The sequence below is a fragment of the Streptomyces paromomycinus genome (genome assembly GCF_003865155.1).
In the GTDB taxonomy this organism is placed as follows: Bacteria; Actinomycetota; Actinomycetes; order Streptomycetales; family Streptomycetaceae; genus Streptomyces; species Streptomyces chrestomyceticus.
Window position 1 is genome coordinate 690,950 of the sequence record NZ_BHZD01000001.1, and the last position, 15,894, is coordinate 706,843.

At 70.4% G+C, this 15,894-nt stretch carries 11 protein-coding genes; 7 read left to right on the forward strand and 4 right to left on the reverse strand.

Translation table 11 applies throughout. The features are described from left to right. Positions 1–6 precede the first annotated feature (6 nt). Positions 7–1,464, reverse strand: a complete 1,458-nt coding sequence (locus tag OEIGOIKO_RS02710) for a radical SAM protein (RefSeq protein WP_170251510.1) — start codon at positions 1,462–1,464, stop codon at positions 7–9. 381 nt (positions 1,465–1,845) lie between these two features. Here OEIGOIKO_RS02710 and OEIGOIKO_RS02715 point away from each other — a divergent pair, with 381 nt between their 5' ends. The 5 genes from OEIGOIKO_RS02715 (at position 1,846) to OEIGOIKO_RS02740 (ending at position 6,841) form a co-directional block, all read left to right on the forward strand. Beyond that, positions 1,846–2,685, forward strand: a complete 840-nt coding sequence (locus OEIGOIKO_RS02715; protein ID WP_170251512.1) for a TauD/TfdA family dioxygenase — start codon at positions 1,846–1,848, stop codon at positions 2,683–2,685. 241 nt (positions 2,686–2,926) lie between these two features. Further along, positions 2,927–3,352 carry a hypothetical protein gene (locus OEIGOIKO_RS02720; RefSeq protein WP_125051493.1) on the forward strand — a complete coding sequence of 142 codons (426 nt, stop codon included), beginning with the start codon at positions 2,927–2,929 and terminating at the stop codon, positions 3,350–3,352. 10 nt (positions 3,353–3,362) lie between these two features. Next, the gene (locus tag OEIGOIKO_RS02725) at positions 3,363–5,057 is read left to right on the forward strand and encodes an NACHT domain-containing protein (RefSeq protein WP_125051495.1); all 1,695 of its coding nucleotides are present in this window, start codon (positions 3,363–3,365) and stop codon (positions 5,055–5,057) included. 31 nt (positions 5,058–5,088) lie between these two features. Then, positions 5,089–6,173 (forward strand): IS630 family transposase gene (locus OEIGOIKO_RS44085; protein WP_461791925.1). Its coding sequence is split into 2 segments (ribosomal slippage): positions 5,089–5,614 and positions 5,614–6,173, totalling 1,086 coding nucleotides; the frame shifts between segments, so codons are not numbered across the junction. A gap of 50 nt (positions 6,174–6,223) precedes the next feature. After that, entirely contained in the window at positions 6,224–6,841 is a 618-nt protein-coding gene (locus OEIGOIKO_RS02740) for a hypothetical protein (RefSeq protein ID WP_125051499.1), read from the forward strand. Between the two features lie 150 nt (positions 6,842–6,991). Here OEIGOIKO_RS02740 and OEIGOIKO_RS02745 read toward each other — a convergent pair whose 3' ends face one another. From OEIGOIKO_RS02745 to OEIGOIKO_RS02755, 3 genes are all read right to left on the reverse strand, one after another. Then, positions 6,992–9,907 (reverse strand): AfsR/SARP family transcriptional regulator, encoded by a 2,916-nt coding sequence (locus OEIGOIKO_RS02745; protein ID WP_125051501.1) that lies wholly within the window; start codon positions 9,905–9,907, stop codon positions 6,992–6,994. Between the two features lie 660 nt (positions 9,908–10,567). Beyond that, entirely contained in the window at positions 10,568–11,278 is a 711-nt protein-coding gene (locus tag OEIGOIKO_RS02750) for a hypothetical protein (protein WP_218039971.1), read from the reverse strand. Between the two features lie 684 nt (positions 11,279–11,962). Then, positions 11,963–12,547, reverse strand: a complete 585-nt coding sequence (locus OEIGOIKO_RS02755; protein WP_125051503.1) for an Rv1733c family protein — start codon at positions 12,545–12,547, stop codon at positions 11,963–11,965. A 641-nt stretch (positions 12,548–13,188) separates the two neighbouring features. On the opposite strand from OEIGOIKO_RS02755, the gene OEIGOIKO_RS02760 reads away from it, so the two are divergent. Together OEIGOIKO_RS02760 and OEIGOIKO_RS02765 are read left to right on the forward strand one after the other, a co-directional pair. Further along, entirely contained in the window at positions 13,189–13,902 is a 714-nt protein-coding gene (locus tag OEIGOIKO_RS02760) for an urease subunit gamma (RefSeq protein WP_125051505.1), read from the forward strand. Between the two features lie 5 nt (positions 13,903–13,907). Beyond that, positions 13,908–15,854: an urease subunit alpha gene (locus OEIGOIKO_RS02765; protein ID WP_125058400.1), complete on the forward strand. Its 1,947-nt coding sequence runs from the start codon at positions 13,908–13,910 to the stop codon at positions 15,852–15,854. The last annotated feature ends 40 nt before the right edge of the window (positions 15,855–15,894 follow it).

The following is a 15,894-nucleotide window of genomic DNA, read 5'->3' on the forward strand; positions in this document are numbered from 1 at the left end:
GGGGCGTCACCGGCCCATCTGCGTGTTCATGACGGCCTCCACCAGCGTGGCGCCCGCCTCGGTCAGCGCGACGCGGCCGGCCTCCCGGTCGATGTGCACCAGCCTGCGGTCGGCGAGCGAGTCGAACATCGTGCCCCACCGGCCGGACAGCAGGGAACTGCCGGGGAAGCGGGAGCGGTGAACGTCCTCGCGCAGCGGCTGACACGTCGACAGTGCCATCTGCACCGCCCGTACCTCACGGTGCTCCGCGCTGACCGTCGTGACGTTCTCGAACGGAATCTCGCCCTTCTCCACCAGGCCGAGATATGCCGCCGGAGCAGCCACCACATTCGCCTCCGCGTACCCGCACCAGCTGTAGGCACCCAGGCCGATACCCACCTGCGGAACCTGTCGGTCCTGGTCGAGGTTGAGGGAACGCCACAGCTCCGGCCCCATGTCGCGCCGGGGAAAGTACGTCGTGGGGTGCTCGTAGTAACCGGCAGCGGTGAGCCGGTCGACGGCTCCCTCCCGCATTTGCAGCTGCTGCCCCAAGGACGGCCACGCATCACCGCGCCGTGCCAATTGTTCGCGTACTCGCGGGTCCTCCCACGGCGCCGGGGACACATGGCCGATGGCCGATTCCACGTCATGAAAGGACCGCAGATGCAATTTGATCGCGACGACGGTGCTGAACCGGGCTTCGATCATGCGGTCCACATCGTCGAGGAAACCGGCGACCGTCTGGCCGGGCAGACCCCAGACGAGGTCACCGTCGACCCGGTCGAATTCCAGCCGTTCCGCCGCCGCACGCACCTGGAGTGCCTGTTCCCCGGTGTGCCGGCGGTTGGCGATCGCCAGCAGCCGGTCGTCGAAGGACTGGATGCCGTAGGAAAGAGCGGTGAATCCCGATGCGCGCAGGGTCGTCAGGATGTCCTCGGTGAGGGAGTCCGGGCTGCCCTCCGCCCGCATCGAGGTCCGCTCGTCGATGGCGAACGTCTCCCGGTAGAAACGCACCAGCCGCTCGATCTCGTCGGCGGGCAGGACACTCGGCGTTCCGCCGAACAGGCAGAACTCGCCGACCGGAGTGGTACGCAGCGCCGGGACCGCCGCCACCCAGGCGCGCGCCTCCTTGATGTTCGCGTCCACCCACCGGCGTGCGGTCGCGTCCGCCGTCTCGGACCGGCTGCTCGTCACGAGTGTCGGGAACTGGCAGAAATGGCAGCGGTACCGACAGAGCGGAATATCCACCCACAGGTGAAAGGACGGCGCCTCGCGCAGTTCCCGTTCCAACCCCGCGAAGAACTCGTACGGATCGCTCTCGACATCACCGGTGAAAACGTGGGTGAACGCTTCGGCCTGCACGTAGCCGAGGAGTTCGTCGTTCCGCTCCTCGGAGAGCAATGACGCCACTCTCGGGACCGGGTGATCGAGATCGATCTCGGAAAGGCTGCTGAGCGCGTCCTTCCTGGCGTATGCATGTGCCATGCTGGTCCCCATCCGTGCGACACTCCGTATCTGCTACGTCTGAGTGGCAGGAGGCGCGTCGATGCGGGCGGCACACAGCTGCCAGAGGGAAACGAGTAGAGATCGTTCGTTTCTCCGGACCTTTGCGACCAGGCTAGGAGAGTTCCCCGGCGCGGTCAATGCGAACGGTAAAGGGGCGATCGCATGGCGTGATGTGAGCAGTGCGGCAACCTGCCACCGCCTGTTGCCTACGGCCGCTCATGGGTGACGAACAGTCATCGGCGTACCGGTGGCATTACGCGAGTGACACCGGAAAATACAGCTGACGGACCACACGATGGGCCAGGAACGGTGATCGAGAATTCCCCTTCAACGCCTGACACGACGTGGCCACCGCGACTCGTGACGGCCGATCCGACCGCCGTCGCGCTGGCCGAGTTCAAGCCAGTCCGGCAACCGGCGGAACTACGGAGCGAGCGAATCCAGCAGGAGGCAGTTCGCCGCGCCCGCGATGAGGTCCCCGGACTGCACAGGCTGCTGGACGAGGCCGCCGCCACCGTACGCGCATCGCTCGCCGTGATCATCGAGAACTTCCCCCTCGACACCGTCTCGTTGGTGACCGCCGCAGGTGCTCTCGGCAGGGTCGACCCGACCAACAACGGCCCGGCCCCGGACACGCTCGTGCACCATGTGATCGACAGCGCGGCGCGCCCCTACCGGGATGCGGACCCCTTCCACACCGACTCCCCCTTGCAGGAGCGCCCTCACGCCTACCTCGGCCTGCTGTGCGTCCGCCCGAGCCCGACGGGCGACGGGCGGAGCGTTCTGGTGAGCGCTGCGGACATCGCTGCCGCCATCACCAGCCACGAGCACCTCCGGGCGCTCCAGGACCCTTGCTATCCGTTCGCCGTGCCCCCGGCGACCAGGAGCGACAAGCCGTCGACCGTCACCTACCCCATCCTCACCAGGTCCGGTGAGGACTTCACCGTGCGGTACTGCCCGGTCCGCGTCGCCGCCGGCGTGCAGCTGGCCCGCCACGCCCTGGACACCGAGCACGCCGACGCACTTCAGGCATTCGAACGTGCCCTGGAAGCGCAGCACCTGCCCACGGCTTTCCTGCTGCGCGCGGGCGAACTCCTGTTGCTGGACAACCGGCGTCTGCTGCACGGTCGCACCGACGTCGGACCGGCAGGCGTCACCCGCCACCTCATGCGCGTCAAGGTGCACGCGCCGGGCTGGTGACGGCGGGCGGTTCGGCATCCCCTGCATACCTCCACCGCCATGACGGGAGGCGTGTGCCGGCGGGCGCGCGGCGTACGGACGGGTGCAGATACGTCGGTCGTCAACGCCCCTGATTCCACGCCCCGTTCGGGCACCGTTCGATGTAGTCCGGCCTATTGCCCGGCGCTCTGAGATCCGCGAACCTGTTGCTCCGGCGGGCGGCTGCGGTCCACCGTCCGGTAATGCAGGCAGGGGGCGACGGATGGATCCCATCACGACGGCGGTGGCCACAGCGCTGGTGGGGGCGATGGCCACCGACGCCTGGCGGCGGGTGACGGACGCCGTGGTCGCACTGTGGCGACGGGCGCATCCGGAACGGGCGGACGGGGTCGGTGCCGAGCTCGCCGGGCTCCGCGACGACGTGCGCGCCGCCCGCGCGCAGCCGACACCCGACCCGGAAGCGGAGCAGGCACTGATCATCGTCTGGCAGGGGCGTCTGGCCCGTCTCGTCGACGGGAACGCGGAGTTGCGGGCGGAGCTCCAGCGGCTGCTGGACGAGGACTTGGCCCCGCTGCTCCCCCGGGCCGAGCGGGAACACGTGACGAGCATCCGGCAGACCGCACAGGCGGACCGGCGCAGCAAGGTCGTACAGGCCGGGGAGAACGTCACCATCCACGGCGACCTCTAGGCAAGCGGTGATGGCACCGGGGAAGGCGGACGACAGCGGAGCCGCCTCCCGCCGTGTCGACCAGCGTGCCAGGGCCCGGTGGTTCAGCGGGATACTGCAGGCCGGCGGGGACATCTCGGTCAACGTCTTCGGATGGGACCGGCGGACACCGGCCGCCTGGGCCGACGCTCTTGCCGCCGAGATCGCGAAGCACTGGCAGCGGGAGTACCGGCTGCGCCTGCTCGGCCACCCGCTGTCCGTGCGCTGGAGACCCGCCGACCCGGAGCTGGTGCAGCCCTGGGACTCGCTCGCCGCGCTGGTCGGGACGTGGCCTGGCCGGCCGGACGACCTCAAGGGCCGGTGGGCCGCCGCCCCGGAGGAACTCGCGGGCGAGAACCGGCTGGTCGACGTTCTCCGGCGCATTCCGACCCGTCGCCTGATCGTCCTCGGCGAACCCGGCACGGGAAAGACGATCCTGCTGGTCCGCCTCGTCCTGGACCTGCTGTCGGACGCCGAGCGCACCGCCGGCGCACCCGTGCCCTTCCTCACCTCCCTTTCCTCGTGGGACCCGGTCCAGCAGGAACTGGACGACTTGCTGGAGCAGCGTCTCATCGTCGACTTCAAGGGGCTGCACCGCCGGGTGGCCGGGGGCGTCCACGGGCGCCGCCGACGGTGCACCCTCGCCCGTGCCCTGCTGCAGGAGCACTTGGTGCTGCCCGTCCTGGACGGCCTCGACGAACTGCCGGAGCACCTGCGCGGCATGGCGGTCAACCGCATCAACGAGGCACTGGGGGCGGGTGGGCGGGGCCTCGTCCTGGCCTCGCGCAGCGCCCAGTTGCGGGCGGCGCTGCGTCCGCCCGACGGCATCGAGGTCGAAGTGGCGGGAGCGGCCGGCGTGGAGCTGCTGCCCGTACCCGCCGTGGAGGTGGTCGACCACCTGCGGTACGGGGCCATGGGACCGGCTGCCCGGGCCCGCTGGGAGGAGCTGGCGGCCCGGGTCGGCGCCGACCCCACCGCCCCGGCGGCCGTCGCCCTGACCACCCCGCTCATGGCCCGGATGGCCGACGTCATCTACAACCCGCGTCAGGGAGAACTGCTCTCCAGCGTCCGGCACACCCCGGCCGAGCTTCTCGCCCGTAAGTTCGCTACGCCCGACGACGTCCGCAACCACCTGCTCGACGCCTTCGTGCCGGCCGCTTACCGCTATCTGGCTCCCGAGGCCCTGCGGCGGAGAGTGCGCTGGCTCCGATTCCTCGCCCGGGACCTGCACATGCGCCGCAACGTTACCGAACTCGACTGGTGGCGCCTGGGCGACGCCGGGCCGGCATTGCTTCCCGGGCTGCTCGTCGGTGGCCTGGCGGCCGTCCTGGGGTTCTACGGCCTGCGGATTCCCGCCTCGGCCGGCATCGGGCTGATGGCCGCCGTGGGCGGCGGGCTCCTGGGGCGGCGGCTGTTCGGTGCCGGGTCGAGCATGGCACGGGCGCTCGGCGGTGGCTTGATCGGCGGTGTGGCCGGCACGGTGGTGGCGATGCTGACGTTCGGCGCGGTCCAGGGCACGGGGCCTTCGCTCACCGGGGCGCTGGCGGCCTGTATCACGGTCGGGTCGATGGGCGGATTCCGGGCCGGTCTGCTCGGGGCGTTCGCGGGCGGCTTCGCCGCGGTCCTCACCGGCCGGCCGGAGGTCACCGCCTTACTGAGGTTGTCTGCGCGTTGTCGTCGGTGCTGACGATCGGCGGTCGTTGCGGTACGCCGGAACCATGAGGTATCCGCAAGGCGGTGGCCTGAGTGCCGACCGGCGGGCGTTTCGCGAACACATCCGCATGGATGCGGGCGCGATGTTCGTCGCCGGGCAGGGCAACGACGTGATCGCGAAGCAACTGCGGGTCAGCGTCCGCTCCGTGCAGCGGTGGCGGCGGACTTGGGAGCACGAGGGGCCACATGGCCTGCGCTCAACGGGGCCGGCCTCCCGCCCCGCGCTGCGCGAAGCCCTGTTTGCGGTCCTGGAACAGGAGTTGGCCAAGGGCCCGGTTGCACACGGCTGGCCCGACCAGACCTGGACCCTGGCCAGGATCAAGACGCTGATAGGGCGCCGGTTCCACAAGTGTTTCACCCTGTCCGGCATCGCAAAGATGCTGCGGCGCCACGGCTTCAGCCACCAGGTGCCCGCCCGGCGGGCCCTGGAACGCGACGAGGACAAGGTGACCGGCTGGGTGAAGGAGACCTGGCCGCAGGCAAAAGCGCCGCGGCGGCGCTCGGAGCCTGGATCTGCTTCGAGGACGAGGCCGGATTCTCACTGACGCCGCCTACCCGCCGCACCTGGGCCCGGCGCGGGCACACCCCGGTGATCCGCGTCCGCGGCCGCACCCAGCGCCGCTTCTCAGTCGCAGCCCTGGCCTGCTACAAGGCGGGCGAACGCTCCCGGCTGATCTTCCGGCCCAGACTCCATGGACGCCACGACAGCAGTGCCCGCAGAAGCCTCGCCTGGACCGACTACCGGGACCTGCTGACCGCCGCACACCATCAGCTCGGCGCACCGATGGTTGTGATTTGGGACAACCTCAACGTCCACAAGGACGCGCGCCTGCGGACCTTCATCGACGCTCGCGACTGGATCACCTGCTACTACTTGCCGCCCTACGCTCCCGACCTCAACCCGGTCGAGGGGATCTGGTCGCTCCTGCGCAGGAATTGCCAGGCCAGCACCGCCTTCAGCGACCACGACCAACTACTGGCAGCCCTCCGCCGCGGCCTCCGCCAACTCCAGTACCGAAGCAACCTCATCGACAGCTGCCTCGCCGCAACCAGACTCGCACTCACGACAACGCGCAGACAACCTCAGTAGCCCCCTTCGTCAACGGCCTGGGCCTCGGCCTCGGCGCCGGATGCGCCGCGGTGCTCGCCCGGCACGCCGAGCCCGCCCGCGGCTACCACTGGTCGCTGACGGGCCTCCTGACCGGCCTGGCCGCGGGACTCACCATGGGCCTGGCGGCCGGACTGCAAGCAGGGCCGGGCCGGGGGCTGCTCCTGGCCGTCGTCACCGCCGTTCTGGGCAGTGTCGCGGGTGGCCTGGAGGCAGCCCCGGCCGACACCGCGGCTCTCACCGGCCCGGCGCTGTCGCTGGCCGGCGACCGACGGACCTTCTGGGCCACTGGTCTGGCGGGTGGCCTCGCGGTAGGGGTCAGTACCGGTCTCGGGCCCCGGTTTCCGCCGGGGCCCGGCAGCGACTTCTCCTTCGGGCTCCGGGTCGGCATCGCGAACGCGGTCGCGGTGGGCCTGGCGTTCGGCTTCCTGCGGGCCGCGTACGGGCGCTACACCGTCGCCCGTACTTGGCTGGCGCTGCGGGGCGACCGTCTGCCGAGGCGGCTGACGAGCTTCCTCAACGAGGCGCACCAACGCGGGGTACTGCGCCAGAACGGCGCGCACTACGAATTCGCCCACCAGGACGTGCAGGAGAGACTGGCCCGGCACCCTGCGGACTGCTCGGAGGGGCACAAGAGATCGCGCGGTTAGGGGCGCGGTCGCGAGGAACGACTCGGGTGTTCCTCGCAACGGCAAGGCCTTACGGGCCTCTGCGGGGCCTCACCGGGAAGGCAGCAGCCGTACGCCCCGGTACGGACACAGTCCCACGGAGCGCCGAAGTCCCCTGAACACCAGCGCCGTTCACCGGCGCGGGCCGGCCGCCACGAGCAGTCTCCGTACGGCGGGTGCCTCCGGGGACCCCAGCGTCTCGTACGTCTCCAGGGCTTCCCGCCAGCAGACCTGGGCCCGGTCCGCGTGACCGGTCCTCCGGAGTGCGTGGCCGAGGACGGTGAGGGTGTTGGCGCGGACCCAGCGGCCGCTGGGGCCTTGCAGGATGGCGAGGGCCTCTTCGGCCCGCCTCGCGGCCTGCGCCGGGCAGCCCGCGGCGAGATGGGCTTCTGCCATCCGCCAGTACGTCATCGCCTCCCACAGGCACTGTTTGCTGTCCTGGTAGATGACCACGGCTTGTTCGAGTTGCCGCAGGGCGTCCTCCGGGCGCCCGGCCTGCATCAGAGCCACACCGAGTTCGTAGTGGCCGCCGGCCAGCCGCATCGTCGCGCCGATATGCCGGTAGAGGGCCAGACACTGCTCGGCCAGTTCCACTCCTTCGGCGATGCGGCCGGTGTCCTGGTAGGTACGGGCGAGGTTGCCCAGCGCACTGGCCGCACTGTTGTGGTTCCCGTAACTGCGATAGGCGGCCAGTGCCTGCTTCAGGAGTGACTCCGCGTCTTCGTGGCGGCCCCGCAGGCTCGCGATGATGCCGCTTTCGTTGAGAGCGTGGGAGGACAGGACGGGATCTGCGCACCGGTGCCGGAGCGCCATCGCGGCCTGCGCCTGGCGGTCCGCCTCCGCGAGCCGGCCGGCCATGACGTCCATGTGGATCATGAGCAGCCGCAGCCGCCCCTCGGCGTGGGCGTCCTGCGCTTTCGACGCGGCCGTCAACAGGCAGACGATCGTCCGCTCGTACTGCCGGGCGCCCGTACCCGAATCGGCCAGGTCCCTGGTCACCAGCAAGAGATCCGTCGCGCGCCGCAGCAAGGGCTTGCCGGTCGAGCCGCGGGCGCACGCCAGCAGGTTCCCGGCCTCCGTGTACAGCCACTCCAGGGCGCCTTTGCGGTCGTCGAAGACCGTGCCCGGGTACCGGGTGGGCTCAAGGTGGTCCGGCAAGGGGTCTCCGGGCCGGTTCATCGTGTACACGCGGGCGGCCGTGGCCAGGTAGTGGTCCAGCAGCCGTGAGCGCGCCGCTGCGTACTGCTCCGGTGGTTCGTCACGTTCGGCACGGGCGCGGGCGTAGAGGCGTAGCAGGTCGTGGTAGCGGTAGCGGTCCGGCGCGGGGGACTCCAGCAGCGAGGTGTCCACCAGGGCTTCCAGTGTCCGCCTGGCCTCTTCGGTGCCCAGGCCGAGTACGGCCGCGGCGGCGCCCAGGCAGATGTCCGGCCCGCACGGCAGCGCCACCAGCCGGAAGGCACGGGCCTGCCGGGCGGAGAGCTGCCCGTATCCCAGCTCGAAGGTGGCCGTGATGCCGAGGTCCCCGGCCTGGAGTTCGTCCAGCCGACGGTGTTCGTCGGCCAGTTTGCGCACCAGGTCGGCGGCGGTCCAGGCGCGGCGTGCCACCAGGCGGGCGGCGGCGATCCGGACGGCCAGCGGCAGACAGTCGCACGCCGCCACCACCTTTTGGGCGTCCGCGCCTCCTTCGCCGGTGATGCGGGTGAACAGGGCGAGGGCCTCCGGGGGCCGCATGACGTCGAGAGCAACCACATGTACCCCCGTCAGGTGGGTCATCCGGTGGCGGCTGGTGATCAGCACAGCACAGCCGTCCGTACCCGGCAGCAGGGGACGGGCCTGGGCGGCGTCACGGGCGTTGTCCAGCAGAATCAGGACGCGGCGGCCGTCGAGTACGGACCGGTAGAGCGCGGCGCGCGCGCCGATGCCCGCGGGGACGGCGCAGTCCGACACCCCCAGGGCCCGCAGGAAGGCCCCCAGTACGGTCTCCGGCTCGGCCGGGCACGGTCCGCAGCCCCGAAGGTCGACATACAGCTGCCCGTCCGGGAAGAACGGCCGGACCGCGTGCGCGACATGCACCGCCAAGGCGGACTTCCCGACGCCACCGATCCCGCCGACCGCGCACACGGCCGGACCGCTGCCCTCGCCCGCGCCGAGGTGTGCGATCAGCTCTTCGACCAGCGCGGACCGCCCGGTGAAGTCCCGGGTGTCGCGGGGAAGATGGGCCGGCCGGCCCTGAGCCGCGCCGCCACCGGCCTGGTTTCGGTGCCCGCCTTCGGAAGCGGGCGGGCGGGGGCCGGACCGCAGGATACGCCGACGCAGGTCGCTGAGTTCGAGGGAGGGGGCGGAGCCCCGTTCCAGGGTGAGCAGGCGCCGGGTGTCGGCGTAGGCGGCCAGAGCCTCGGCCTGCCGGTTTCCGCTGTAGAGCGCGAGCGTCAGGAGTTCCCGCACTCGCTCGCGCAACGGATGCCCGGCTGCCAGGCGCGTCAGTTCCGCCACCACCTCCGCATGCCGCCCGGCCTCCAAGTCGAGATCGATACGGGTCTCCACCAGGCCGAGGCGGCGCTCTTCCAGACGGGCGCGCCAGGCCGCACCGTACGGGCCCGGCACACCGGCCAGCGGTTCGCCGGTCCACAACTCCAGGGCCTCTCCCACCAGTTCACGGGCGCGGGCCGGGTCGCCCGAACGACGTGCCTGCCCGGCCTCGGCCGCGAGCCGCTCGGCACATGCCAGGTCCAGCCCGCCCTCACCGACGCGCAACCCATAGCCGTCCGACTCGCTCACCAGCATGCCGGCGTCCGGGCCCAGGACCTGACCCAGCCGGCACACATACTCCCGCAGGGCGACCTCCGCGTCCGGCGGCGGGGTCTCCCCCCACAGGGCACGGATCAACTCCACCGCCGAGGTGCCACGCCCGTCCCGCATCAGCAGAGCGGCCAGCAACGCCCGCTGCTGCGGCGAACCGGCATCGAGCCGCTGTTCTCCGCGCCGGATTCCCACCGGTCCCAGCACCGTGAACCACAGGTGCCGCTCGTCCCCCGCAGCGTCGGTCATGGACGCTTCACATCCCGCATCCGGTGTCTGGCTTTGCAGTCTTTCACGCATACGACCGGAAATCCACGGCAGGACGGTTGATGCATCCGCAGCGTGCGGAACGGGCCGAAGCTACCGGGAAGGAATGCCACCGCACTGCGGTCGGACGCCGAATACGGGAAGGAGCAGGAGAGGAGAAGTTTCAGACGAGCCATCACCGCGAAACGCCGCAAGTCGCCCCGCTCATGGGTAACCGGCTTCCCAACGAGGGTGCTGACTATAGAAGTTGCGCACATCAAAGTACTCAGCACGCCACACGAGAACGGATGAAGCGCCGGCCAAGCCCTACCGATGCATTCATCGCCCGAACCGCCCCGACCCCTGCATTACCCTAATACCCTTCCGCAGCAACAAGGTGTGACAGCGAACGTACTGACCCTGGCCCCATCAGGCGCCCCTCCAGAACATGTACGCGCCTCCCTCGCCTCCGCGGGGCCTGTTGGCGCCATCGCCCGCGGACAGCCCAATGGAATATCTGCCCGAGCGGATCGGGTGTTGCGCTATGTGCAGTATGCGTGGTCACCATAGTTGGGCGGCCAGCACCCTGCTCGCGCAGGAGAGGGACCAGAGCGGGATGCCGTCCGGGCCCTGGCCCGACCTCGTCAGTCGTGCGGCTTCCGGTCAGCGGGCTGCGGTGGCTTCGTCCCGAACGCGTGGCTCGCCACTCACGCGTGCCCGCAGATTCCGGAATTGCCGTAGCTGCATGATCAGGTGCACCGGTTCCCACAGCACGAGGTCCAGTGGCCGCGTGAGCCATCGCGGCCGGCTCCGGCCCCGGGTACGGACGACGAGACGGGTGCCGTTCTCCGCGGTGCGCCGGAGATGGAAGCCCCACACGGAGTCCGTGTAACCCCCGGACAGCGGCCCGAAGCGCGCGTCGAAAGGGTGCCCGGACGGCAGCTCCACGGACATGCGCAGTACCAACGTCCGTTCCGGCTCGACCAAGGCGGCCGTGAACCACACCCCGCCGTCGGGTACCGCGGCCAGGCGCTGCCCCTCCTTCAGGCCCTGCCACCGGGCGACGATGCGGTCCGCACTCGGGCGCCCCGCGTTGTCGAGCCGGTCGAAGCTGTACCAGCCCCCACGGTTGCAGCCCATTTGCACCAGCCAGGGCCAGACCCGCTCCGGGGGCCCCGGCAGCGTCGTGGCCATGGTGGACCCACTGGCGTACCCGGGCACCAGGTCGTCACCGGGCCAGTCGCCTGTGGCCTCGGCATGGGTCGCGCCCCAGGTCAGCAGGCGCGGACGGGCGACGACACCGTAGGCGGCGGCCGCCACCACGATGGCACTCGCACGAAGAAAGGACCGGAGAACCGGCTGTTGTCCACTCATGGTGTCAGCGTCGTACCACGGCACCGCACCGCACAGGGGCCGGTCAGAGCCGGGTAGGGCCGTTCGGTGCCTGGCAGCGGCCACCGTGCCGGACCGACGGTGGACGTACGGCGACGCCCACCCGGCTCGCGGGCCGACGCGATCGCCTGCCCGCCGAGGCGTTGTCCCCAGTCAGCACAAGGACGAGTACGGGGAGGAACCGATGAACTGGCCGACAGCGTTGGTTGTCATCGCCGCGCTCTTCGCCCTCGCAGCGGTCGTCAGCACCTACCTCGCGAGGCCGAAGAAGTGACGAAGGACCGACGGAAGACCCCTGAAGAGATCACCTGGCAGAACAAGGCCCTCTGCGAGTGAGTCCGGCGTCACGGATGGCTTCCGCCTCCGGTCGCTCGTGGAGGGCGGCACCCTGTCGTCGAACTCCACGGCGGCCTACGGGGGCGCCTCCTCGTACCGGGTGGACGGGCCGGACGGCGATTCGTACGTACGAGGGCCGCTCGCGCACCCGGCCTCTGCCCGGCCACCCCGGCTCTGTCACAAGGGGCGGGGTGTTCTGCTGTCAGCGCGGTCTCCCGGCGTACTGAGCAGATGGCCCATCACCACGTCCAACGCCACGAAGTGAGCCGTCCGGCCCCTCCCCCTCACCTACTTCGGCCGTGTACCCGCTGCTCGGATCCTTCTGGCCCGTCAGCCCGTCCTGCCACGCCACAGCGGCCCGACCTCGGCCCACTCCTCGGCCCAGGTACGCAGACGCCGGCGGTCCAGCGCGCGACGTGCCCACCATGCGGACGAAAGAACGACCGTGCCCGCGCCCGCGGCCGCCCACATCCCGGTCGCCGTGGCGGCCGACAGCACGCCGTCGTGGTCGAGGGGTTTCGCGGTGAGCCGGCCGTCGTTCAGGATCCACACGGTGACGTGCGCCCCTTTTCGTCTGCCGGTTGCCACTTCGGTCTCTCCGCTGCGTACTGCCCCGTCCGGCGCGCGCCAGCGGACCTTCGTCGGATACGCACTGTTCATGGTTCCGTCCCGCTGGGACTTCGGCATCGATACGTCCTGCGTCAGCTCTGCCGTGACCGGATGACGTGCCCGCTGCTGTTCCCGCATGCTCCGGCTCTGCTCTCCGTAGGACCAGGACCCCACGGAGACGCCGGCCGCCGGAGCGCCGACGACCAGCAGCACCGTCGCCGCCAGGGCCAGCCACGCATCGAGTACGTCGATCCTGCGGCGTAACGGGTTACGCCGCCAGCGCCACCGCCTTTTCGCAGCGCGCATGAGGCGACACCTCCTTCGCCATACGCGCAAGGTCCCACCCGGCCCGGAACCCCGGCAGGGACGACACGGGGCACGTTCAGGCCCATTCGGCCCGTAGCTGACAACAGCCTGTGTGCTCGCCCACCGGACCGGCCTGTGCGGGACGGCTCGTCATCACGGCCGGCCCCGGTGCTCCGTCCTCCGCGATGCACCGGTCCATCGTTCAGCACCGTCGTCGAGGGGCAGAGAACGCGCGTACGGAGGGCGCTCGATCTGAACGTCTGCCGGGCGGCTGAGCGTTCGAGGCACCGGACGACTTCCGTCAGGTCCTGCCCTCCTCGACACGGCGTTACGAGTGTCCTGGACGCATGGGGCACCGTTCCCCTGTCGGCCCCCTCCCCCGTCACCGCGTCGTCCCCGTTGCCCTGCCGTCACTCCTTCGGGTGCCGGTGGTCCGGTCCGTCATCTTCGGGGCGGCAGCGTACTGATGATGGCCTTACGTCAAGTCGGGGCCGAGCAGCCGTAGCTGACTGCTGCTCGGGGCACCGGCACGGGAGGGCGGCATCCGGGGCTGCGCCCGGACTGCCGACCGTGCGGCGCCGGCCCCAACGCGACCGCACGGAACAGAAGTTCTGGGCAGGAGCGAAAGCAGGGATGCGGCTGTGCACCTGACTCCACACGAGCAAGAACGTCTCATGCTGCACGTGGCGGCGGACGTCGCCGAGAAGCGCCGGGCCCGCGGGCTGCGGCTCAACTATCCGGAGACCATGGCGCTGCTGATCGCGCACGTTCTCGAGGGGGCCCGGGACGGCCGGACCGTCGCCGAGCTGATGTCCTCCGGGCGCAAACTGCTGGCTCGGGAGGAGGTGATGGAAGGCGTGCCGGAGATGATCGAGAACGTGCAGGTGGAGGCGACCTTTCCCGACGGTACGAAGCTGGTGACCCTCCACGATCCGTTCCCCGCCGTGGGCCAGGACGAGGCTCCGGACGTCTGGCCGGGGAAGGTGGACTTCTCCCCGCGGGAGGGCGACGCGGTGGTGGTCTGCAACGAGCGCCACCGGCTGGCGGACCGGATCACCACGCTGACGGTCGAGAATCCGACCGACCGCCCCATCCAGGTCGGTTCCCACTACCACTTCGCCGAGGCCAACGACGGGCTGAAGTTCCGCCGCAAGAGCGCGTGGGGCAAGCGGCTGAACGTCCCCGCCGGCAGCTCCGTACGGTTCGAGCCCGGCATCACCGAAGAAGTCGAACTCGTCCCCATCGAAGGCGAACGGGTGGTCCACGGCCTGCGCGGCAAGATCGAAGGGCTGCCCGAGAAGATCAGGGGTTCGCTCGACCACATCAGGGGTTCGTTCGGCCAGGAACGGGTGTGACGACCATGCCTTCGTGCCCCGACTGTTCCTGCTGCCCGGCAGAACCGGGCCCCTTCGATCCCCTGCCGCGCGCCGCGTACGCGGACCGGTTCGGCCCTACCACCCGCGACCGCATCCGGCTGGCCGACACCGCGCTGAGCATCAGGATCGAGGACGACTGGTCCGGCGGCCCCGGCCGCAGCGGCCACGAGATGGTCTTCGGCGGCGGCAAAGTGATCCGCGAGTCGATGGGGCAGTCCATCGCACCGCGCGATCCGGGCCGGAGCAGGACCGGCCAGGCCGCCGACTGCCCGGTACTGCCGCCCGACACCGTCATCACCGGCGCGGTCGTGCTGGACCACTGGGGCATCGTCAAGGCCGATGTCGCCATCCGGGACGGCCAGGTCATCGCCCTGGGCAAGGCGTACAACCCCGAGACCATGGACCCGCTGCACGAGGAGAACGACAGCCGTCACAACGGCATCGGCCCGGCCCCCACCGACTTCGTCGTCGGGCCGGACACCGAGGTCATCGCGGGCAAGGACCGGATCCTCACCGCCGGCGGGATCGACACCCACGTCCACTTCGTCTGCCCGGGCCAGGTGGGTGAGGCACTGGCCGCGGGAGTGACCACCCTGATCGGGGGCGGCACGGGCCCGGCGGAAGGCAGCAAGGCCACCACCGTCACGCCCGGCTCCTGGCATCTGGCCCGGATGTTCGAGGCCCTGGACGGGTTCCCGGTCAACATCGGGCTGCTCGGCAAGGGTGCCACCATGTCCAAGGAGTCCATGCTCGACCAGGTGGACGCCGGGGTCATCGGCCTCAAGGTGCACGAGGACTGGGGCGCGACGCCGGCCGTCATCGACCAGTGCCTGCAGGTCTGCAAGGAGACCGGCGTCCAGCTCGCGCTGCACGCCGACTCCCTCAACGAGGCCGGCTTCGTCCAGGACACCCTCGACGCCGTCAAGGGCCGGCCCCTGCACGTCTTCCATGTCGAAGGCGCCGGCGGCGGCCACGCACCCGACATGATCAAGATGGTGAGCGAGCCGAATGTCTTGCCCGCCTCCACCAACCCCACCCGGCCGCTGACCGTCAACACGGTCAAGGAGCACTTCGACATGGTGATGGTCTGCCACCACCTGAACCCGCAGGTCGAGGAGGACCTGGCCTTCGCCGACTCCCGGATCCGGCCCTCGACGATGGCGGCCGAGGACATCCTGCACGACCTCGGCGCCATCTCCATCATGTCCTCGGACGCCCAGGCGATGGGCCGCATCGGCGAGATGATCATGCGGACCTGGCAGACCGCGCACGTGATGAAGATGCGCCGCGGCTTCCTGGAGGAGGACCGGCCGGAGGCCGGACCGGAGGGCGCGGCACCGGCCGGCGGGACGCCGGGGCCCCAGTCACCGCCGGCCGACAACCGGCGCGCCCGCCGGTACGTGGCGAAGTACACCGTCAACCCGGCCCTCGCCCAGGGCATCGACGGTGTCGTGGGGTCGGTGGAGCCCGGCAAGCTGGCCGACCTGGTGCTGTGGGAGCCGAAGTTCTTCGGCGTCAAGCCGCACCTGGTCATCAAGGGCGGCCAGATCGTCTACGCCCAGGTGGGCGACGCGAATGCCTCCATCCCCACCCCGCAACCGGTCCTGCCGCGCCGCATGTGGGGCGCCACGGGCCTGGCTCCCGGCGCCATCTCCTACAACTTCGTCACCGACCGGGCCCTCAAGAAGGGCCTGGCCGAGCGGCGCAAGCTCAGCAAGCAGTTCCGGGCCATCACGGACACCCGCACCGTACGCAAGGCCGACATGAAGGAGAACGACGCCACCCCCGACGTGCGCATCGACCCCGACACCTACGAGGTCGTCATCGGCGGAGCGAAGGTCACGGACGTGACGACGTTCGTCGACGACCGGATCGTCGACCGGGCTTATGTATCCGAACTGCCCATGGCGCAGCGATACTTCCTTTTCTGAGCGGGCTGGGGATGAGTGAGCGGTCGGAGCGGGGGTGCGG